Source organism: Nocardia mangyaensis, assembly GCF_001886715.1.
GTDB classification, from domain to species: Bacteria; Actinomycetota; Actinomycetes; order Mycobacteriales; family Mycobacteriaceae; genus Nocardia; species Nocardia mangyaensis.
Genome location: NZ_CP018082.1, coordinates 5,086,086 through 5,105,801, shown reverse-complemented (window position 1 = coordinate 5,105,801; position 19,716 = coordinate 5,086,086). Strand labels below are relative to the sequence as shown.

Below are 19,716 nucleotides of genomic sequence, written 5' to 3'. Positions count from 1 at the left end.
GCTGAGCGCACCGAGTGGCCCCGTCCGGGATTCCGGGCGGGGCCACTTGCGTCTTGCAAGATCGGCGCTGGACGTGGTGCGTAGCATGAATGCATGGTCATGCCCAGTGTCGATCGCCCTGACCTTCCCGAGTGGATGACCTGGGAGGAGCTCGAGGCGCTACCCGAAGAGATCGCCGCCCAGATCGAGTTGTGGGACGGGCGGGTGGTGTGGATGCGTAGGGGGTCGGGCGAGCATCAGTTGGCAACCTTGTTGCTGACGCAGGAGATCAGGCGGTGTTCCAGTGATGACAGGTCCTCGCACCCTGAGCGCTGCTGGCGCGGAAATCTCGAAACCAATGTCTTCTTCGGCCACACGGGGAAGTCCGACTTCGTCACCCCCGACTTCCTCGTTCACCGGTGCCTGGAGCCGGGCGCCGACGTGCGCGCCACTGACACGGTATTGGTGGGTGAGGTGCTGTCACCCTCGAACACACCGACCGAGATCGAAGCCAAGAAGGCCCGCTACGCGGGTGCGGGCATTCCGTCGTACTGGGAAGTCGAACTGCGAAAGGACCTCACCGGCATCGCGGCATTGCGGGTGTACATCCTCGAGACCGGTCACGGCGAGCTCCCGCCGGGCGTGCGTCCCCTGCGCAAGGCGAACTACCTGCTGGCAGGGGAGTGGACACCCGATTCCGCAGCACGCGTTTCCTTCCCCTATCCCTTCTCGCTAGAGATTCCCTGGTCTGCACTGGTCTTCTGATCCTTGCAGGTCGACTGGTGTCACTGGGGGGTCATTTACTTGTCTCGCTCGGTAATTCGGATTGACGAGACGGGTGCGGGGTTGGCAGGGTCGAGTGGTGGCGTTGGAGCGCGTTGTGGTGTCGTTGCCGGTCGAGGTGGAGGCGACTATTCGGCAGGTGTTCGGGGCGGGCGGGGTGCGGTGGATCGCCGGTCTTCGCGAACGGCTCGCCGACCCGAGTCCACTTCTGACCGAGCAGATCTCGGCTGCACTGCGCGAACGCGTCGATGACGTGGGCCATCGAGGACGAGGACCCCGACATGCTCGCCCTGCACACCGCGGTCGCCTACGCACTCGCCGACCTGCCGGTGGCCTGACCCCGCGCGGTGGCGCGGGAACCGAAACTCTGGCGCGAAAGCTCCGCGAGCACCCGCGCTCGACTCGCCGACGGACCTCACCGGAACCTGGTGATCGGTCCGCGCGGCTCAGTCGCGATGCAGGGCGTCGAGGAGGGTGGCGATGATGGCGTTCTGGCGGCCGTCTTCGCGCAGGACGGCGGAGACGGGGATGCGGAGGCGGTGGTCGGTCAGGTCGAGGGTGAGCAGGCCCTTGGTGGGGCCTTCGTAGAGGATGGTCCAGGCGTCGGGGCGGTTGAGCAGTTCCATGGTGGCGGTGTGGTCGGGCGGGATGGGTGGGCCGAAGGTGGGGCCGGTGGGGAGGTCGGCGAAAGCGGTGCGGATGAGGGTGTGCAGGAGGACCTGCTCTTGTTCCGGGGGTAGGAGCAGGGGGTAGGGGCTGAGGTCGGCGAGGGTGACCGCGCCGCGTTCGGCCAGCGGGTGGCTGCTGGAGATGGCGATCACCAGGTCCTCGACCCACAACTGCTCGACCGCCAGGCCCGGCTGTTCCACGCTGCCGCGGATCAACGCCAGATCGCAGTCCCCGTCGGCGACGGCGTTGATCCGCTGCCGGAACGGCTTGATGACGTATTCGATCTCGGCGTCGGGATGCGCGGCGCGGGCGGCGGCGATCGCGGACAGCGAGGGTGCGGCGAAGGACATGTTCGCGGCCAGTCGCACCCGGGGCCCGGTGGTGCGCACGGCGGCGCGGATGGCCGATTCCAGGCTCAGCATCTGCTTGGCGAGCGGCAGTAGGCGCAGGGTCGCGTCAGTCGGGACGACGGCCCTGGTCGTGCGCTCGAACAGTTGCGCGCCGAGATCACGTTCCAGTCTCGCGATCTGGTGGCTGATCGCGGATTGGGAGATGAAGCAGCGGCTCGCGGCCCGGCTGAAGCTGAGCTCCTCGCAGACGGCGACGAAGTACGCCAGCTGGCGAAGTTCCACGAGGTGACCTCCATTGATTAGTCATACAGATAAGAGTCATCTTCAGTATGCGCCCAAACACGGGAAACGTTTCCGTTCCGCATCGCGTTTACTCATATGAAAGGAATCATTACCGATCTTGGAGCGCGCGATCATGGAACACACTGATGTCGTCATCGTCGGTTCGGGCTTCGGCGGCCTGGCCGCTGCCAAGCAGCTGGCCAAGTCACGGATCAACTACGTCTTGATCTCGAGCACCCCCGAGCACCTGTTCCAGCCGCTGCTGTACCAGGTGGCCACCGGGGTGCTCGCGCCGGAGGAAATCGCCCCGCCGATCAAGAACGTACTGCGCCGTCACCGCGAGGGCGACGTCCGCCTCGGCAAGGTCACCGGCATCGATGCCGAGGCCGCGGTGCTCACCTACGAAACCGCCGAGGGACCCCGTCAGATCCGCTACGGCTCGCTGATCGCGGCCACCGGCGCCAGCCAGGGCTACTTCGGCCGCGACGAGTTCGCCGAGAAGACCTACTCGCTCAAGACCATCGAGGACGCCCAGCGCCTGCGCGAGCAGATCGCCCGGGTCTTCGCTCAGGCCAAGGGCGCCGACGAGGCGACCAGGCAGAAGCTGCTCAGCTTCGTCGTGGTCGGGGCGGGCGCGACCGGCGTCGAGGTCGCGGGCCAGATCAAGGAACTCGCCAAGCGTCACTTCCGCCAGCGGGTCTCGGTGACCCTGGTCGAGGGCGCGGGCGAGGTGCTCCCGCCCTTCGGTGGCGGACTCTCGGAGTACGCGAAGCGCTCGCTCACCGACAGCGGCGTCGAGGTGCTGTTGGGCACCTTCGTCACCGATATCACGGAGGGCAAGGTGACCGTGCGCGATGCCGACGGCATCGAGCGTGGCATCGCCGCCGAGACCGTCGTGTGGTCGGCGGGCGTGCAGGTCGGCGGGTTCGCCGAGCTGCTGGCCGAGGCCACCGGCGCGGAGACCGACCGCGCGGGCCGGCTGCTGATCAATCCCGACCTGACCGTCGGTGGGCACGCCGACATCTTCGCCATCGGCGACATGACCTCGCTCAACGGCTATCCCGGCCAGTCGCCGGTGGCCATGCAGGAGGGTCGGCACGCCGCCGACATCATCCGCCGCAAGATCGACGCCGGTACCCCGTTCGTCTACTGGGACAAGGGCAGCATGGCGGTGATCAGCCGGTTCAGCGCGGTGGTGAAGCTCAACGACCGCATCAGCTTCCGCGGCACCATCGCCTGGGGCATGTGGCTGGCCGTGCACCTGCTGTACCTGGTGGGCTTCCGCAACCGCTTCGCCGCGGTCGCCTCGTGGCTGGTCGCCTTCATCGGCACCGCGCGGCCCGGTTTCGCCGACACCGAGGAGGTCGGCACGGTCGGCAAGCTCGAGAAAGCCGAGCGGACTGTGCGGGCCGCACCGGCCGAGCCCGAGACCACATCGCGCCGGGAGGAGTCGGAACGGGTGGGCGCCTCCGTCTGATCCACTCCCCATCGGCCCGCTGTGCGCACGGCGGGCCGATCGTTGTTTCCGCACGCCCCGGAAAGCCTGCCGTCGAAGCGGATTCTGCACCGAAACCACGGAGTTCGGCCAGAAACCCGCAGGTGGACGAACGATGGGCAGCGCATCGGTGAACGCGCGGTGTGACGGGTATCTCGTTCACCGAACGGGCATCGACACGACACTGACGCGTCGCTCCGATGCCAATTCGGGCTGGCTTCATCATCGGTATGACAATTTCGTCCGTGTTGACCACTCCGGCGCCGGACTCCGGGGTGGGGAAGTCTCGGTACTCGTTGGTTGTCGCCGCCGACGCCGAGCACAGGGAAGCCGCCCAGCGGTTGCGCTTCCAGGTCTTCGCCTCCGAGCCCGGGTTCCAGATGCCCGACAACGGTACCGGCCTCGACGCCGACCGGTTCGACGACCACTGCGACCACCTGCTGGTCCGCGACGAACTCACCGAGCAGTTCGTCGGCTGCTACCGGATGCTGCCGCCGGACAAGGTCACCGCGGCGGGCGGGTACTACACCGCCACCGAATTCGATCTCACCCAGCTCGATCCGGAGGGCCACCGGATCGTGGAGATGGGCCGGGCCTGCGTGGTGCCCGATCACCGCAACGGCTCGGTGCTCACCCTGATGTGGGCGGGAATTCTGCACTACATCCAGCTGACCGGCTACGACTGGGTGATGGGTTGCGTGTCGGTTCCGATGCGCGACACCCCCGAAGATCCCGCCGGTGTCAATGTCCGCGGCGTGCGTGACCTGCTGCTCGGACGCCACGCGTGCGACCCCGAGCGTCGCGTGCACCCGCACCGTCCGGTCGTCGTCGACGGGCTCTCCCTCGACGAGCTGACCCCGCCGAGCCGCCCCAAGTTGCCACCACTGCTGCGTGGATACCTGCGCCTTGGCGCCGAGATCTGCGGCGAACCGGCGCACGACCCCGAGTTCGCGGTCGCCGATTTCGTCGCCCTGCTCGGCATGGAAACCATCAACACCCGCTACCTGGAGCGGCTGCAGAGCGCGGCCGCCACCTTCGACGGGAAGTAATCACCATGGTGTTCGACGCGCCGCCCGCCACCGCCACCCATTCGTGGATGCCGTCGAGCCCCTGTGGGGCCGGGTGCATCGAGCCGATCGATCAGGTCGGCACCGCCAGGATGCTCGCCCGGCTGGCGGGCGTCGTCGGCCTGGTGCTCAGTTTCCCGGTGCTCACCGTCGCCACCCCGAAGTCTCGGCGCGAGAACCTGCAGCGCAGCTACGCTCGCGCCGCGCTCGGCTGTCTGGGGATGCGGCTGCGCATCGTGGACCGTCGCGCACCCGAGCAGGGCGCGTCGACGGACGGTTTCGCCGATTCCGGGACCGCGGTCATGGTCGTGGCGGGGCATATCGGCTGGACCGACATCGTCGCGCTGGCCGCCGTGCAGCCGGTGAGTTTCGTCGCCCGCGCCGACATGGTCGAGTGGCCGGTGCTGGGCAAGCTCGCCCGGCTCACCCGCGTGATCCCGATCGAACGCGCGCACCTGCGCGCGCTGCCGGGAGTGGTCGATCAGGTCGCGCGGCGATTGGCCGAGGGCAACCGGATCGCGGTGTTCCCGGAGGGCACCACCTGGTGCGGGCGCGCCTACGGCTCGCTGCGGCCCGCCATGTTGCAGGCCGCGATCGACACCACCACCCCGGTGCAGCCGGTTCGGCTGCGTTACCTCGACCGGCACGGCACACCGAGTACGGTCCCCGGCTTCGTCGGCGACGACACCTTCGCCGATTCGGCCGAGCGGGTGCTGCGCAGCAAGGGGATGGTCGTGGAGATCGTCCTGGAGCCGCTGGAGCGGCCCGGCCTGGATCGGCGCGATCTCGCGCGGCGGTGCGAGGCCGCGATCCGCGGCGCCGACCGCTCGCGGCACGGAGTCTTCGACACCGAGTGGATCGCCTCGGGCAACACTCGCGTGCAGGATCCGTCGGTGGACGCGCAGAATACGCGATCGACGTCGGCTACCGCCCGGTAATCTTCGCCGCCGCACATCATCGAACACCGGAGTGCCGCCGCGCGGCCTCCGGTGTTCGTGTGTCTGGGCCCTGGACCGGCAGTGATGCTCTGGACGGTTGCCGAGGGTTCCGATTCGGAGAAATGTGAAAAGGAGGCGTCCGCGCCAAGATTGTTCGCCATGCATATGACCTGCGTATGACCTGTGCTGCAGACCGGGCAGTCGGGTCCACCCGAGTCGAAGGGAAGTGAAACCCACTGATTGTCGTGACGCCGAAATTGATGAGATATTTGCGGTACCGTCACGCCGGATCTTTCCGATACCCCGTGTAGCCGAGAGTCCAAGCGAGCGTGAGAGCAGTGCGATCGCATGGGTGATCCATGGTGAAGGGAAGCGTTAACGGTGACCGAGCAAGTTCCTGGCGTCCGCCGACCAGTTCTGCGTCGCGCCCGCCGGGCGGCGACACCGACCCTGCCCCGCCTGCTGATGGCCGCTGTCGATCGCGCACCCGAGGCGATCGCGCTGCGGTCCGGCGGACGGCGCCTCACCTACGCTGAACTCGATCAGCGCTCGTCGCAGCTCGCCCGAATCCTGATCGCGCGCGAAACCGGCCCCGGTGACCGGGTGGTACTCGCGCTGACCAGGTCGATCGAGGCGATCGTCGCGATGTGGGCGGTGGCCAAGACCGGCGCCGCGTTCGTGCCGGTCGACCCGCGCTACCCGGCCGAACGCGTCGAGCACATGCTCGCCGACTCCGGCGCCGACCTCGGTCTGGCCCTCGGCGCCGACGCCACCCGGCTCGATGCCGGATTCCGTTGGCTGGCACTGGATTCGGCCGAGATCACCGAGGAGCTGTCGCGCGCGTCGAACGCACCGGTGAGCGCGGCCGAGCGCACCCGCAGGCTCTTCGCCGACGACCTGGCCTACCTCGTGTACACCTCCGGCTCGACCGGCGTGCCGAAGGGAGTCGCCGTCACTCACACCGGCCTGGCCGGACTGTGCGCCGAACAGGTCCGCCGCTTCGGCATCACCGGGGCATCGCGCACCCTGCACTTCGCCTCGCCCAGTTTCGACGCCAGCATCCTGGAACTGCTGCTGGCGATCGGCGCGAGTTCGACGATGGTGATCGCGCCGACCGACATCTACGGCGGCGACGAGCTGGCCGAGCTGCTGCGCGCCGAACGGGTGACCCACGCTTTCATCACCCCCGCCGCGCTGGCCGGTGTCGATCCCGCCGGACTGCCGGATCTGGCCGCGCTCGCGGTCGGCGGCGAAGCTGTTCCGCCGGAGCTGATCGCCGCCTGGTCGACCGGTCGCCAGTTCTTCAACGTCTACGGCCCCACCGAGACCACCGCCGTGGTGTTGATGAGCGATCCGCTCACCCCGGGCGACCCGATCACCATCGGCGGCCCGATCCCCGGCATGACCGCGCTGGTGCTCGATGCCAGGCTGCACCCGGTTCCCGACCGCGTCCCCGGCGAGCTGTACCTGTCCGGGCCCGGGCTGGCCAGGGGCTATCACGCCAGGGCGAGTCTGACCGCGGCCAGGTTCGTCGCTGATCCGGTCACCGGCGGCAGGCTCTATCGCACCGGTGACCTGGTGAGATGGGAGACCATCCCGGGCAGTGGTCCGCAGCTGGCCTTCCTCGGCCGCACCGACGCTCAGGTCAAGCTGCGTGGCTTCCGCATCGAACTGGGCGAGATCGACGCGGTGCTCGCGACCGACGACACCGTGCGCTTCGCCACCACGGTGGTGCGCGCGCTGCCCAGCGGCGTGGACGCGCTCGTCGCCTATGTGGTGCCCGCCGCGGGCACCACGATCGACCCGGCCGCGCTGACCCGGCTCGCCGAGCAGCGACTGCCCCAGCACGCGGTACCCGCCGCGATCGTGCCCATCGACCGGCTCCCGCTGACCCCGGTCGGCAAGCTCGACCACCGGGCGCTGCCCGAGCCCGAGCTCACCGCTCGCGCCTTCGAGGCGCCGCGCACCGAGACCGAGCGAGCTGTCGCCGCGGTCTTCGCCGATCTCCTCGGCGCCGACGAACCCGGCCGCGCCGACGACTTCTTCGCCCTCGGCGGCAACTCGCTGCTCGCCACACAGCTGGCCGGTCGCCTCGGCGCGGTGACCGGAGTTCGGGTGCCCGCCCGGACCGTCTTCGAACACAGCACGGTCGCCGACCTGGCCGCCGCGCTCGATGCCCTGGTCGGCGGCGCGGCGGTCCGCGTCCCGCTGACTCGCCGCCAGCGCGGGGAGCGGGTGCCGCTCTCGCTCGCCCAGCAGCGCATGTGGTTCATGGCGCGCCTGGACCCGCAGTCGAGCACCTACAACATCCCCGTGGCCCTTCGGCTGTCCGGTCCGCTCGACACCGCCGCGCTGACCGCCGCGCTCGACGACGTCCTCGACCGGCACGAGGTCCTGCGGACGGTCTACCCCGAAGACGACGGCGCGGGATCTCAGCGGGTGCTGACGGTGGCCGAGGCCGGTCTCGACGTGGCGGTGGTGCCTATCGAGGAGGCCGACCTGGGTGGCGAACTGGCCAGGCTGACCTTCGGCGGATTCGACGTCTGCACGCGAGTTCCCGTGCGCGCGGCGGTATTCCAGCTCTCGCGCACCGAGCATGTACTGGCCGTGGTGGTGCACCACATCGCCACCGACGGCTTCTCCCTCGGCCCGTTGACCCGCGACCTGATGACCGCCTACGTCGCCCGCGCCCAGGGCCGGGCGCCCGGTTGGGCGCCACTGCCGGTGCAGTACGCCGACTACACCCTGTGGCAGCAGGAGCTGCTCGGTGCCGCCGACGACCCCGAATCACTGCTGTCCCAGCAGCTCGGCTACTGGCACGCCGCGCTCGCGGGCACACCTGCCCTGCTGGAGCTGCCCACCGACCGCCCGCGCCCGCCGATCGCGGGCAGTCGCGGGGCCGCGCACAACTTCGAGCTGGACGGCGACCTGCATCGCGGGTTGGAAGCCCTTGCGCGCGAACACAATGCCTCGCTGTTCATGGTGGTGCGCGCCGCGCTGTCGGTGCTGCTGGCCCGGGTCGCGGGTACCGATGACGTCACCGTCGGTGCGCCGGTCGCCGGCCGTGGCGAGCCCGAACTCGACGAGTTGGTCGGCATGTTCGTCAACACCGTCGTGCTGCGCACCCGCATCGATGCCGCCGAACCCTTCGCCGCCCTGCTGGATCGGGTCAGGGAGGCCGACCTGGCCGCCTTCGCCCACGCCGACGTGCCGTTCGAACGCCTTGTCGCCGAACTGGATCCGCCGCGGTCGCAGGCCCATCATCCGCTGTATCAGGTGGCGTTGTCGTTCCAGAACTTCGGCGGCGCACGGCTGGAACTGCCCGACCTGGTGGTCGCGGCCGTCGATCTCGGCGAGGAGGTCTCGCCGGTCGACCTGCAGCTGACCGTCGTCCCGCACGAGGACGCCGATGGCCCGGCGGGCCTGCGCTGCTCCTGGCGTTATGCCACCGATCTGTTCGACGAGTCGACCATGGCCGGCCTCGGCAAGCGGCTGGCCGGGCTGCTGGCGGCCGCGGTCGCCGCTCCACAGCGGCCGGTCGGTGACCTGCCCCTGCTGACCGAGGCCGAGCGGGTCGAGCCCGCCGGCGAGGTCCGGCTCGTGCCCGACCCGACCCTGCTCGACGCGTTCCGGGCGCAGGCACAGCGTCGTCCGGACGCTCCCGCGGTCACCTTCGCCGAGATCACCCTGAGTTACGGGGAGCTGGCAAGCCGGGTCAACCGGCTGGCGCGGCTGCTCGTGGCGACCGGTGTCGGCCCCGGCGGCACAGTCGGGGTGGCGATCCGGCCGTCGATCGAGCTGGTGGTCGCCATGTACGCGGTGTTCGCCGCCGGCGGTGCCTATGTGCCGATCGATCCGGACTCGCCCGCCGAACGCCGCGCCGACATCCTCGCGGCCGCGGGCCCGGTCTGTGTGCTGACGACCACCGCCGACGCGATCGAGGTCGACGGCCTGCCGGTCGTCTCGGTCGACCTGGTCGCGAGTTCCGGTGCCCTGTCGGCGTTCTCGGATCGCTGGCTGACCGACGCCGACCGCTCGCGGCCGCTGCGCACCCTGGACCTGGCGTATGTGATCTTCACGTCCGGGTCCACCGGCAAGCCCAAGGGTGTCGGGGTGCCGCACTCGGCGATCGTCAACCAGGCCGCGTTCATGGTCGGCGAGTACGAGGTGGACACCGAAGATACTGTCCTGCAGTCGATCCCGTTCACCTTCGACGCGTCGATGATCGGTTTCGCCACCCCGCTGCGCGCGGGCGCGCACATGATCGTCGCGGCCTCGCACGGGCTCACCGATCCGGCCTACCTGGCCGCGCTGATCGCCCGGCACCGGGTCAGCGGCACCACGATCGTGCCGTCGGTGCTGCAGATGCTGCTCGAGGCCGCCCCCGCGGGCTCCCTCGGTTCGATCCGCGCGGTGTGGGTCGGTGGTGAGGCGCTGCCCAATGCCACGATCGCCCGCTTCGCCGCCGCGACCTCGGGGCGCCTGCACAATCTGTACGGTCCGACCGAGGCGACCGTGTCCATCACCGGTGCCGATGTCACCGAGATCGGGGACGGGACCGTCCCGATCGGCCACCCGCACTGGAACTCTCGCGCCTATGTCCTCGACGCCCGGCTGCGGCCGGTGCCTGTCGGCACCCCCGGTGAGCTCTACCTGGCGGGTGCGCAGTTGGCGCGCGGCTATCTGGGTGGCCCCGATCGCACGGCGGAGCGGTTTGTCGCCGACCCGTACGGCCCGGTCGGGGAGCGCATGTACCGCACCGGCGACCTGGTCCGCAGGCTCGCGTCCGGCGATCTGACCTATCTGGGCCGCACCGACGTCCAGCTCAAACTGCACGGGTTGCGTATCGAGCCCGGCGAGATCGAGGCGGCCTTGCGTACGCATGCCGCGGTCGCCGGTGCGGCGGTCGCGGTGCGCCACGAGCAGCTCGTCGGGTACGTGATCCCGGCCACCGGTCGTACGGTCGATGTCGCCGAGGTGCTGGCGACCATCCGAACCCTGTTGCCGCCCTACATGATTCCGCATCGGCTCCTGGTGCTCGACGAGTTCCCACTGGGCGCAACCGGCAAGCTGGACCGCAAGGCCCTGCCCGCGCCCGCGGTGGAGATTCGCGAATACCAGGCTCCGGTCACTGCCGACGAGCAGATCGTGGCCGAGGTGATCGCGCGGGTGCTCGAGCTCGAACAGGTCGGCCGCGACGATGACTTCTTCGTCCTCGGTGGCACCTCGCTCTCGGCGATCCGGGTCCGCGCCCAGCTGTCGGAGCGGCTCGACGTAGCGGTGCCGCTGCGGTTGCTGTTCAGTTATCCGCTGGTCAGCGAGCTGGCGCTGGCGGTGCGCGACGAGTCCTCGACCTCGTCCACCGGCCCCGATCCCGCCGCCGACACCGCCCTGGACCCCACGATCGACCCCACCGGGTGCGCGCCGCGTCGCACCGGCGCGCCGGCGACGATCCTGCTCACCGGCGCCACCGGCTTCCTCGGCAGTTTCCTGCTGCGCGAACTGCTCGACCAGACCGACGCCACCATCCACTGCCTGGTCCGTGCCGCCGACGACCGGGCGGCGGTGGACCGCGTGGTCGCCACCACCGCGAAGCTCGGCATCGACGTGACACCCCACCTCGACCGAATCATCGGTGTACCAGGCGATCTCGCCCGCCCCGGCCTCGGCATCGCCCCGTCGCGCCTGGCCGAACTGGCCGCCGACATCGAGGTGATCTACCACAACGGCGCGCTGGTGAACCATCTCGAGCCGTACGCGCGGATGCGCGCGGCCAATGTGGAGGGCACTATCGAAGTGCTGCGGCTGGCCACCACCACGCGGGTGAAGCCGATCCACTACGTCTCCACCCTGTCGGTGCTCGCCGGCATCCCGCAGGACGACGGTGTCCCCGGCGGGCTGCCCGGCTACGCGATGACCAAGTGGGTCGCCGAACAGCTGGTGCACACCGCGATCGAACGCGGCGTCCCCATCGCCATCTACCGCCCCGGCCTGATCACCGGCGACTCGCGCACCGGCGCCGCGCCCGCCGAGGACGCCTGGTGGACGATGCTGCGGGCCATGCTCGTCCTCGGCGTCGCCGTCGACGTCCGCGCGATCGGCATCGAGATGGCCCCCGTCGACTACGTCGCCGCGGGCATCGTGCGCCAGTCCCGCGACGCGGTCTCCCTCGGCAACATCTACCGAGCCTCGGGAACCCACGTGCCGTTGCAGGTCGTGTACGAGGAAATCCTGCGCCGCGGTTACCGATTCGACTTCATCGACCCGATGCTGTTCGGGCAGACGCTGAACTCCACCGCCGAACGCCCCGACGCCGACCCGATCCTGGCCCGCGCCGCCGCCCTGAGCGGCAACTACGCCGCCGCCATCGCCAAGGCGAACCCGGCCACCGTCCTGAGTTCGGTGGAAGGCGCTCCCGCCGAGGTCTTCCGCGGCCTGCCCATCGATTTCCCCGCCGTCGACGCCACCGCCATCACCCGCTATTTCGACCACTACATCGAAACCGGCTTCTTTCCCACCCCCGGCGGCCAACTGGCCAGGGCGTGAGACCTCGCGGCGCCTACCCGACCGTGGGGAAGACGGCGTCGACCTCGACCTCGACCAGCCAGCCCGGGACCGGGAGGCTGGCGACCTCGAGGGCGAAGCGGGAGGGGCGGGCCGGGTTGCGGACGAGGGGAGCGGCCGGGGCGGCGGTGCCGAGGGGAACGAGTTCGGTGTCGCCGGTGTCGAGGTTGGTGTTGGCGAAGTACTGGCGGTAGGCGCGGTTCCAGCCCGCGTAGTCGGCGCGGTCGGTTCCGGGGGCGTTGTCGAGGAAGACCCGCATGGTGATGACGTCATCGAGGGACAGGCGCTGTGCCTCGAGGTTCTCCTTGATCGCGGCCAGCGCCGCCATGCCCTGTGCCTCGGTGATCGTGACGCCCGGGCTCAGCTTCGCGTCGGGGAATTGGCTGGTGTCGATGAAGGATTCGGGACTGCCGGTGGGTGCCGCCTTGTTGGCCGCGGCGGGGCCGAGGCCGCTGGACTTGTAGATCGCGGCGTCCTTGGCGATCACCACGCCCTGGGCGATCATCGGAGTGGCCTGTCCGGCTTCGAGAATCGAGGTGCTGGGTGCGGTGTCGGGCTCGGCGGCGTCCGTGCCGGAGGAACAGGCGGTCAGCGTCATCGCCGCCACGGCCGCCACGGCCACATAGATGGTTCGCTTCATGGTCGATACTCCTTGTGAGGGTTGAAGTGTCAGCTGGCGGCGACGCGGGTGTGCAGGGCGGTCACCACGTCGCGGGCGGAGGTGAACGCGCCGTGTTGCCAGGCGATCGCATTGGACAGATGGTCTCCGGCGAAGTAGATCCGCTCGACCGGCTCGAGCAGCTTCGTGTACTCGGCGGTGGCTTCCCCGCCGTGGGAATCGCTACCGGACCAGCCGACCCACGCACCCTCGGAGTACCTGGTTCGCCGCCAGCTGCCGGAGAAGGCCGAGGCGATGTCGCGCCGGTAGTTCTCGCCGTGCAGCGCCGCGCCTTCGTCGATCGCTTTCGCCAATCGTTGCCGGTGCGTGAGGGATTCGAAGGCCAGGTGGCGCTTGCCGGTGTTGTAGTAGCCGACCACCACACCGCGATCACCGTGGTAGTGGTCGTAGGGGAACATGATCTGGGAGATGTCCTTGTCGGTGTTGCTGGCGCCGCCGTAGATGCGGTCGTCGAGCTCCCACCACCGGCGGGTGTACTCGATGCCGAGCTTGCCCGAGGAGATCGGGATCGCCGCCTTCAACGCCGTCAGCACGTCGCCGGGCAGGTTGTTGGCCAGGCGGCCGACGAGATTGGGCGGCAGCGTGCAGATGCAGTAGTCGGCGTCGAGCGACGTGCGCGTTCCGTCGCGGGTGTAGTCGATCCGCACCCCCTCCGGGGTGTTGTGCATCGCCGAGACCTCGGCGCCGAAATGAATTCGCTCGTCGCCGATCTCGCGCTGGAACGCGATGTAGATCCGGTCCATGCCGCCGACCGGGGTCATCATCATCATGGCCTGGTCGTAGCCGAAGTCGAAGCTGAAGTTGCGGCCGAGACCGCTGCGGATCGTCTCGGACATGCCGAAGGGTGTGCGCTGGTCGCCGACGTTCAGCCCGGCGCCGGGTTCGGAATCGTAGCCGCGCCGCGACGAGCCGAGATAGCGGCCGTCGCTGGAGAGGTCACCGAAATCGCTCAGGAACGACGACAACGCTTCTTTGTCGTCGACCGAGAGCACGTCGTCGAGCGCGCCGCGGGACGCCGCCTTCTGCAACAGCTCCGACATGTACCCGTACACGTCGGCCTTCGCCGTCCGGTACTGCACCGACTGCCCGGAGATCGGCGTCGAGCTCTGGTAGTTGACCAGGGTGTTGGCGTTCTGATTGCCGAACGGCTGGATCTCGACGCCGAGTTCGCGACAGTAGTCGAGGGTGATGTGGCTCTGCGGGATGCGCGTCGCGCCCAGATTGAAGTAGTGACCCTCGGCGAAGGTGCAGGTCTGCGTCTCGCCGTTGAGGTCGGTCTCGGTGGTGCCGTTGCGCACCGACCACACCCGCCCGCCCGGCCTGCTCCGCGCCTCGAGCACGGTGACGTCGTATCCCGCCTTGCCCAGTTCGTAGGCCGCGCACAGCCCGGCCGGACCGCCGCCGAGGATCGCGACCCTGGCGCCCGCTCCGGCCTTGCCGATCAGATCGCCCATGGCGGGGGACCGGTAGGAGACCTGTGCGCTCGCCGGGGCGAGGCCCAGCGTCGACAACGCGCCGTAGGCGAGCCCGGCGCCACCGGTGACCCCGAGGCTCTGCATGAACGATCTTCTGGTGACTGCCATGGGTGACTCCGTCCGCGGTCCGATCCTCGATGTGCTGCTGCGAAAGTCTGCGCAGCGCGCGGGTCGGTTCGACTACACCGGCGAAAACGTTCACCGGTCGGCGAGTGAGAGCGGTGTCGGCGCATTCTCGCTCGGCGTGCACCGACGGACTCCTGACCGCAATATCGCCGAAACCCGATCTGGATAGGGTCGCCCGCACAGTGGGCACGGTTCGGCGGAGGTGAGTGGTGACTGCTCTGGCCGACGCGCTCGCGCGTTCGTTCGCGGCGGGTGAACCCGAGCGGCCCGCGCTGTCTCCGCTGCGCGCGCTCGGCCGCAAACAGCTCTCCGGCGCCGCGGTGCTCGGCCAGTCGGTGGCGACCACCGCGCCCGCGGCGTCGATGGTGCTGGTACCGGTCACCATGCTCACCCACGAGACCCTGCTACCCGGACTGATCACGATCGTCGTGGCGACCCTGGTCGTCACCCTGATCGCGCACTGTGTCGCCCAGTTCACCCGGCGGCTCTCGGCGGCGGGTGGGCTCTACACTTTCGTCAGCCACGGCGCGGGTCCACGCGCGGCGCTCACCTGCGGTGTCGGCATGTTGGTGAAGTATCTCGGCAGCGCCGCGCTGACCATGTATCACGGCTCCCAGACCGTGCTGGCGCTGGCCGACCAACTCGGAATCACCGTGCGCGGCTGGGGAATCGCGGCGGTGTATTTGAGCATCGCCGTGCTCATCGGCGCGGTGCTGGTGCGCGGGGTGCGGTTCGCCGCCATCGCGATCCTCGCGGTCGAGGCGTGTTCGCTGGCCTTCATCGTGGGGCTCATGCTGGTCTCGGGTCCGGCGGCGCCGGTCACCCCGGTCGCGGCGAATGTGCCCGCGGTGCTCGCGGTTGCGATGGTGGCGCTGTTCGCGCTCGCCGGATTCGAGAGCGCCACGTTCTTCGCGCCGGAGACCCGCAGACCGCTGGTGACGGTGACCCGCACCGTGCTGCTCACCCCCGTCCTGTGCGGGGCGCTGTTCATCTTCGCGTCCTGGGCCGCCTGGTCCGGGCACGCGGGCGCGGTTGTCAACGCCTACCTGTACGGGACGGCGGGCGGCTCGAGTCTGGTGGTGGTGTTGCTGCTCGACGCCGGCCTGACGTGTTCGTGGCTCGGTTCGTCGATGGCCTCGGCCAATGCGGCCTCGCGGCTGGTCTATTCGATGAGCGTGGAAGGCGTGCTGCCACGGGTGTTCACCCGCGTCGGACCGCGCCTGCGGACCCCGCACGTGGCCTTGACGGTGATCATCGGGATCGTGACGGCAGCCGGGCTGACCTTCGTCGCCCTCGACGGCGTGCCCGACCCGGTGAAGACCGCCGTCCGGACCGCGCTCGCGGTCGCCTACGTGCTGGTCGCGATCGCGGCGGTGCTGTTCCTCGCCCGGATCGATGAGGTGAATCGGCTCGACCGCGCGGCGGGTCTGCTCGGCGCCGCGGCGTTGGTCGCCGTCCTCGGCTATCTGACGGTCTCCGACGCGCGCTACGGGGTGCTGGTCGCCCCGGCGACGGTGCTGGCCGTGCTGGTCGTCGGCGCGGTCTGGTACCGCTATCTCTGGTGTGCCAGGCCCCGAAGTCTCACCGCCATCGGGGTTTTCGACAGTCCGGAATCGGCCGACGTGCTGCCCGGCGCCGGGGCGTTCGCCATCAACGCCCGCGGCGCGATCGCCCTGGTCGGGGCGAATCGGACCGGTCGCGGCGAGTCGTGAGCGTCTCGACCCGCCGCGACGGGCCCACCGGGCACGAGCCGAGGGCGGTACAGAAGGCGCTGGCCTTGCTCGAGGCGGTCGCGCGGCTGGGGCCCGGCGCCACCGCGAAACAGATCGCGGCCCAGACCGGCACGCCGCCGGCGACCGCCTATCGGTTGCTGAATCTGCTGGTGGCCGACGGCTATCTGGTGCGGATCGAGGACCTGTCGGGTTTCGCGCTGGGCCGCCGTACCCGCGAATTGGCTGGTGCCGCCGCCCCCGAGCCCGACCATGTCCTGGCTGAGCTGCGCGATCAGCTGCGCTTCGGCATCCACCTGGCCTCCTTCGCCGGGAGCCGGATCCGGATCGTCGACAAGGATCCCGATCACGAACTCGGCGGGGAGAAGGTTCTGGTCAGTCATCCGCACGCGTCCGCGATCGGCAAACTGCTGATGGCGGATCATCCGGAACTCGTCGCCGCGCCTTTGCGCCGGGTCACCACCTTCACCATCACCTCACCGGTCGCGCTCGCCGAGGAGCTGCGCCGGGTCAGCCGCGCCGCCGTGGCGACCGAGGTGAACGAATGCCGGCTCGGGCGCAGCGCGATCGCCGTGCCGGTCCGCGCGGCCGGTGGGGCCGTGGTCGGCGCACTGGCCGCGATCGGGCGGACCGGGCGGCTCGCGGTCGACGATCGCGAGCTCATCGAGCTGCTCACGGCCTCGGCGCGACGGCTGCGCCGGTGACGTGTCGTCGGCGTGGCGCCCGCTATCCGTTGCGCCGCGGTCCGCCGGTGCGATATCAACTCGCACAGAGTGGTTCGGGTCACCGACCGCTGCAGCACCGACCACACCTCCGGTTCTCAGCAGAACTACCTGTCCAGGGGGCGCGGTGCGCTCCGCGCGCTGAGCAACCTGTTCGGCGATCGAATCCCCACCCTGTACAAGGCGTCCCATGCCGCGCCGAGCTACTCCAACAGCTGGGGCGGATCGGCCTCGGCCACCAAGGACAAGGCGTTCACGAAGGCCGTCGAGGAAGTACGCGGTGACTTCCGGCTCTGCGCGGCTGCGGCACCGCCCTCGACCTGCGTGTGCGCTGCGAATGCGGCCACGAATCCCAGGCCGGCGCCGCCTTCTGCGCGAATTGCGGCCGGGCGCAGCCGGTGACCTAGGGGACCGGCCCCGCAGGCGCCGAGTGGGCGCCCGCGGGGTGGAGGCTCACTGCGCGTAGTCGTAGAACCCGCGACCGGACTTGCGGCCGAGGCGGCCCGCCTCGACCATCCGGCGCAGCAGCGCGGGTGGGGCGAGGTGCGGCTCGGCGAACTCCGCGTACAGCGATTCCGAGGCGGCCAGGGCGATGTCGAGGCCGACGGTGTCGAGCAGGGTCAGCGGGCCCATCGGGTAGCCGCAGCCGCCCTTCATCGCCGCGTCGATGTCCTCGGCGGTGGCGTAGCCGGACTCGAGCATCCGGATCGCCGAGCACAGGTAGGGGATGAGCAGGGCGTTGACGATGAAGCCGGAGCGGTCACCGGCCTGCACGGTCAGCTTGCCCAGGGTGTTCTTGGCGTAGTCGGTGACGGCCGTGGCCGCCTCCGGCGCGGTCACCAGGGTCGAGATGATCTCGACCAGCGGCATCACCGGCACCGGGTTGAAGAAGTGCACGCCGACGACCCGCTCGGGCCGCTCGGTGGCACCGGCCACCTTGATCACCGGGATCGAGGAGGTGTTGGTGGCGAGAATGCCCTCGGGCTTGACGATCTTGTCCAGCTTGCCGAAGATCTCGTACTTCACCGCTTCGATCTCCGGCGCGGCCTCGATCACCAGGTCACGGTCGGCGAACTCGTCGATGTCGAGGGTGACTCGCACCCGGGCGATGGCCGCGTCGGCCTCCTCCTGGGTGATCTTGCCCCGGGCCACGCCCTTGCTGATCGACCCGGCGATCCGCTGGTGGGCAGCCTCGGCGAACTCCGGCTTGGTCTCGAGCACCAGCACCGAGCTACCGGCTTTGGCGCACACCTCGGCGATACCGGCACCCATGGTGCCGCCACCGATCACTCCGATCAACTCCACTGCAGTCACTTCCCATCGCGTCGCCCTGCTTGTCCCTGGGATTATTTCACCCCTGTCTGGCACTCAGTGCCACAGGCTGTGCGAAGTGCTGCCCGCCACGTCCGACGACACCGACCGGGTCGCCCCTGCCAGGGTCGACAAGCGGGGCGGCCCAGCGGTTTCGGCTACCGAGCCGGAGTGGGCCCGGACTCGGCCACGGGTGGTCGTTCGCGCCTGAGGACCGAGTGCCCGCGACCGTAGGTGAAATACACGATGACACCGAGGGCCATCCAGATCGCGAAGCGCAACCAGGTCTTGACCGACAGCTCGAGCATCAGCCACCGGCAGGATGCCGAGGTTGACCATCTCCTCCAGGGTGCCGAAGCCGACGAATCCGGCCGGCAGCGCGCAGACCACGCCGACGAGCACGGTCAGTCCGCTCGCTCAGGTCATGCACAGCGACCGGGGATGGCGTCGAGCCGGCGCTCGGCGAACCGGTTGGCGGCGGCGCCGGTCCCGATGCCCTCGGCCTTGGCGGCGGCGATGATCTCGCGGCAGCGCGGGTAGATCTCGGCCACCTCGTCGTCGATCTCGGCCGGAGCGGCGGTGCGCAGCTCGCCCGCCACCTGGATGAGCCCGCCGCCGTTGGCGACGAAATCGGGCACCCAGGTGATGCCGCGACCGGTGAGCGCCTGTTCCACCGCGGGGGTGGCGAGCTGGTTGTTGGCCGCGCCGCAGATCAGCGTGGCCTCGATCGCGGCGGCGCTCGACGCGGTGAGAGTGGCGCCCATCGCGCACGGGGCGTACACGTCGACCGGTGCCGTGGCCACCGTGGACAGCAGCCGCACAGCGGGCTGTTCGTCGGCGATGCGGTGCAGGGCGGCCTCGTTCACATCGGCGACGCAGACCTCGGCGCCGTCGGCGAGCAGCAGCGCGGTGAGTTCGCGGCCGACCTTGCCGACACCCTCGATGCCGACGGTGCGCCCGGCCAGTGTAGGTGCGCCCCACACGGATTCGGCCCCGGCGCGCATGGCGTGGAAGACGCCGAGGGCGGTCAGACGGGCACTGTCACCGCTGCCGCCCGCGGCGACACTGCGCCCGGTGACGTGGCGGGTGTGCTGGCCGATGACATCCAGATCGTCGGTGTTGGTGCCCACGTCGCCGGCGGTGATGTACCGCCCGCCGAGGGTCTCCACGAAGCGGGCGTAGGCGGCGAGCAACTCCTCGCTCTTCTGCGTGGCCGGATCGCCGATGATCACGGCCTTGCCGCCGCCGAGGTCGACACCCGCGGCCGCGGCCTTGTACGTCATGCCCCAGGACAGGCGCAGTACGTCCTGCAAGGCCGCGGATTCGTCGGCGTACGGGTGGAAGCGGGTACCGCCGAGGGCAGGGCCGAGCGCGGTCGAGTGGATCGCGATGATCGCTTTCAGCCCGGACCGGTCGTCCTCGCAGAACACCACTTGCTCGTGGGCGCGGGCGCTCAGTTCGTGCGATCGGCCGAAGACGCCTGCCTCGGAGTGCACAACGGTCACTGTTCGATTCCTTTCGGGTTGCCGCGCATCGCGGGTCGTGC

Annotated in this window: 14 protein-coding genes; 8 read left to right on the top strand and 6 right to left on the bottom strand. The window is 69.7% G+C overall.

The genetic code is table 11. The features are described 5' to 3' along the window. The first annotated feature begins 93 nt into the window (after positions 1–93). The gene (locus BOX37_RS23235) at positions 94–744 is read left to right on the top strand and encodes a Uma2 family endonuclease (protein WP_240505023.1); all 651 of its coding nucleotides are present in this window, start codon (positions 94–96) and stop codon (positions 742–744) included. Between the two features lie 464 nt (positions 745–1,208). Here BOX37_RS23235 and BOX37_RS23230 read toward each other — a convergent pair whose 3' ends face one another. After that, on the bottom strand, positions 1,209–2,063 hold the full coding sequence (locus BOX37_RS23230; RefSeq protein WP_071929483.1) for a LysR family transcriptional regulator: 855 nt from the start codon (positions 2,061–2,063) through the stop codon (positions 1,209–1,211). A gap of 133 nt (positions 2,064–2,196) precedes the next feature. Between BOX37_RS23230 and BOX37_RS23225 the strand changes: the two genes are divergently transcribed. The 4 genes from BOX37_RS23225 to BOX37_RS23210 all read left to right on the top strand — a co-directional run bounded on the left by BOX37_RS23225 (position 2,197) and on the right by BOX37_RS23210 (position 12,109). Beyond that, positions 2,197–3,540, top strand: a complete 1,344-nt coding sequence (locus BOX37_RS23225; RefSeq protein WP_240505022.1) for an NAD(P)/FAD-dependent oxidoreductase — start codon at positions 2,197–2,199, stop codon at positions 3,538–3,540. 248 nt (positions 3,541–3,788) lie between these two features. Continuing rightward, positions 3,789–4,607: a GNAT family N-acetyltransferase gene (locus BOX37_RS23220; protein ID WP_071931808.1), complete on the top strand. Its 819-nt coding sequence runs from the start codon at positions 3,789–3,791 to the stop codon at positions 4,605–4,607. Positions 4,608–4,612: 5 nt separating this feature from the next. Then, positions 4,613–5,563, top strand: a complete 951-nt coding sequence (locus BOX37_RS23215) for a lysophospholipid acyltransferase family protein (protein ID WP_071929482.1) — start codon at positions 4,613–4,615, stop codon at positions 5,561–5,563. Positions 5,564–5,944: 381 nt separating this feature from the next. Further along, positions 5,945–12,109: a non-ribosomal peptide synthetase gene (locus tag BOX37_RS23210; RefSeq protein ID WP_156910504.1), complete on the top strand. Its 6,165-nt coding sequence runs from the start codon at positions 5,945–5,947 to the stop codon at positions 12,107–12,109. Between the two features lie 13 nt (positions 12,110–12,122). On the opposite strand, the gene BOX37_RS23205 is transcribed toward BOX37_RS23210, so the two are convergent. Continuing rightward, entirely contained in the window at positions 12,123–12,767 is a 645-nt protein-coding gene (locus BOX37_RS23205) for a Rid family hydrolase (protein WP_071929480.1), read from the bottom strand. Between the two features lie 29 nt (positions 12,768–12,796). After that, a complete protein-coding gene (locus tag BOX37_RS23200; RefSeq protein ID WP_071929479.1) occupies positions 12,797–14,365 on the bottom strand; it encodes a flavin monoamine oxidase family protein in 1,569 nt (522 codons plus the stop codon). A 251-nt stretch (positions 14,366–14,616) separates the two neighbouring features. Here BOX37_RS23200 and BOX37_RS23190 point away from each other — a divergent pair, with 251 nt between their 5' ends. From BOX37_RS23190 to BOX37_RS23180, 3 genes are all read left to right on the top strand, one after another. After that, the gene (locus BOX37_RS23190) at positions 14,617–16,119 is read left to right on the top strand and encodes an APC family permease (protein WP_071929477.1); all 1,503 of its coding nucleotides are present in this window, start codon (positions 14,617–14,619) and stop codon (positions 16,117–16,119) included. Then, positions 16,116–16,841 (top strand): IclR family transcriptional regulator, encoded by a 726-nt coding sequence (locus BOX37_RS23185; RefSeq protein ID WP_071929476.1) that lies wholly within the window; start codon positions 16,116–16,118, stop codon positions 16,839–16,841. Before BOX37_RS23190 ends, BOX37_RS23185 begins: the two co-directional genes overlap by 4 nt. A 69-nt stretch (positions 16,842–16,910) precedes the next feature. Further along, entirely contained in the window at positions 16,911–17,261 is a 351-nt protein-coding gene (locus BOX37_RS23180) for a hypothetical protein (protein WP_071929475.1), read from the top strand. A 51-nt stretch (positions 17,262–17,312) separates the two neighbouring features. On the opposite strand, the gene BOX37_RS23175 is transcribed toward BOX37_RS23180, so the two are convergent. The 3 genes from BOX37_RS23175 to BOX37_RS23165 form a co-directional block, all read right to left on the bottom strand. Beyond that, positions 17,313–18,164: a 3-hydroxybutyryl-CoA dehydrogenase gene (locus BOX37_RS23175; RefSeq protein WP_071929474.1), complete on the bottom strand. Its 852-nt coding sequence runs from the start codon at positions 18,162–18,164 to the stop codon at positions 17,313–17,315. Positions 18,165–18,328: 164 nt separating this feature from the next. Further along, a complete protein-coding gene (locus BOX37_RS36225; protein ID WP_420811559.1) occupies positions 18,329–18,478 on the bottom strand; it encodes an amino acid permease C-terminal domain-containing protein in 150 nt (49 codons plus the stop codon). A 114-nt stretch (positions 18,479–18,592) separates the two neighbouring features. Next, entirely contained in the window at positions 18,593–19,675 is a 1,083-nt protein-coding gene (locus BOX37_RS23165) for a Glu/Leu/Phe/Val family dehydrogenase (RefSeq protein WP_071929473.1), read from the bottom strand. Between the last annotated feature and the right edge of the window lie 41 nt (positions 19,676–19,716).

What these genes read in the sequence shown, in the direction of transcription:
- BOX37_RS23235 (WP_240505023.1), top strand. Translation starts at nt 94, where the DNA reads ATGGTCATGCCCAGTGTCGATCGCCCTGACCTTCCCGAGTGGATGACC.
- BOX37_RS23225 (WP_240505022.1), top strand. Translation starts at nt 2,197, where the DNA reads ATGGAACACACTGATGTCGTCATCGTCGGTTCGGGCTTCGGCGGCCTG.
- BOX37_RS23220 (WP_071931808.1), top strand. Translation starts at nt 3,789, where the DNA reads ATGACAATTTCGTCCGTGTTGACCACTCCGGCGCCGGACTCCGGGGTG.
- BOX37_RS23215 (WP_071929482.1), top strand. Translation starts at nt 4,613, where the DNA reads ATGGTGTTCGACGCGCCGCCCGCCACCGCCACCCATTCGTGGATGCCG.
- BOX37_RS23205 (WP_071929480.1), bottom strand. Translation starts at nt 12,767, where the DNA reads ATGAAGCGAACCATCTATGTGGCCGTGGCGGCCGTGGCGGCGATGACG.
- BOX37_RS23200 (WP_071929479.1), bottom strand. Translation starts at nt 14,365, where the DNA reads ATGCAGAGCCTCGGGGTCACCGGTGGCGCCGGGCTCGCCTACGGCGCG.
- BOX37_RS36225 (WP_420811559.1), bottom strand. Translation starts at nt 18,478, where the DNA reads ATGCTCGAGCTGTCGGTCAAGACCTGGTTGCGCTTCGCGATCTGGATG.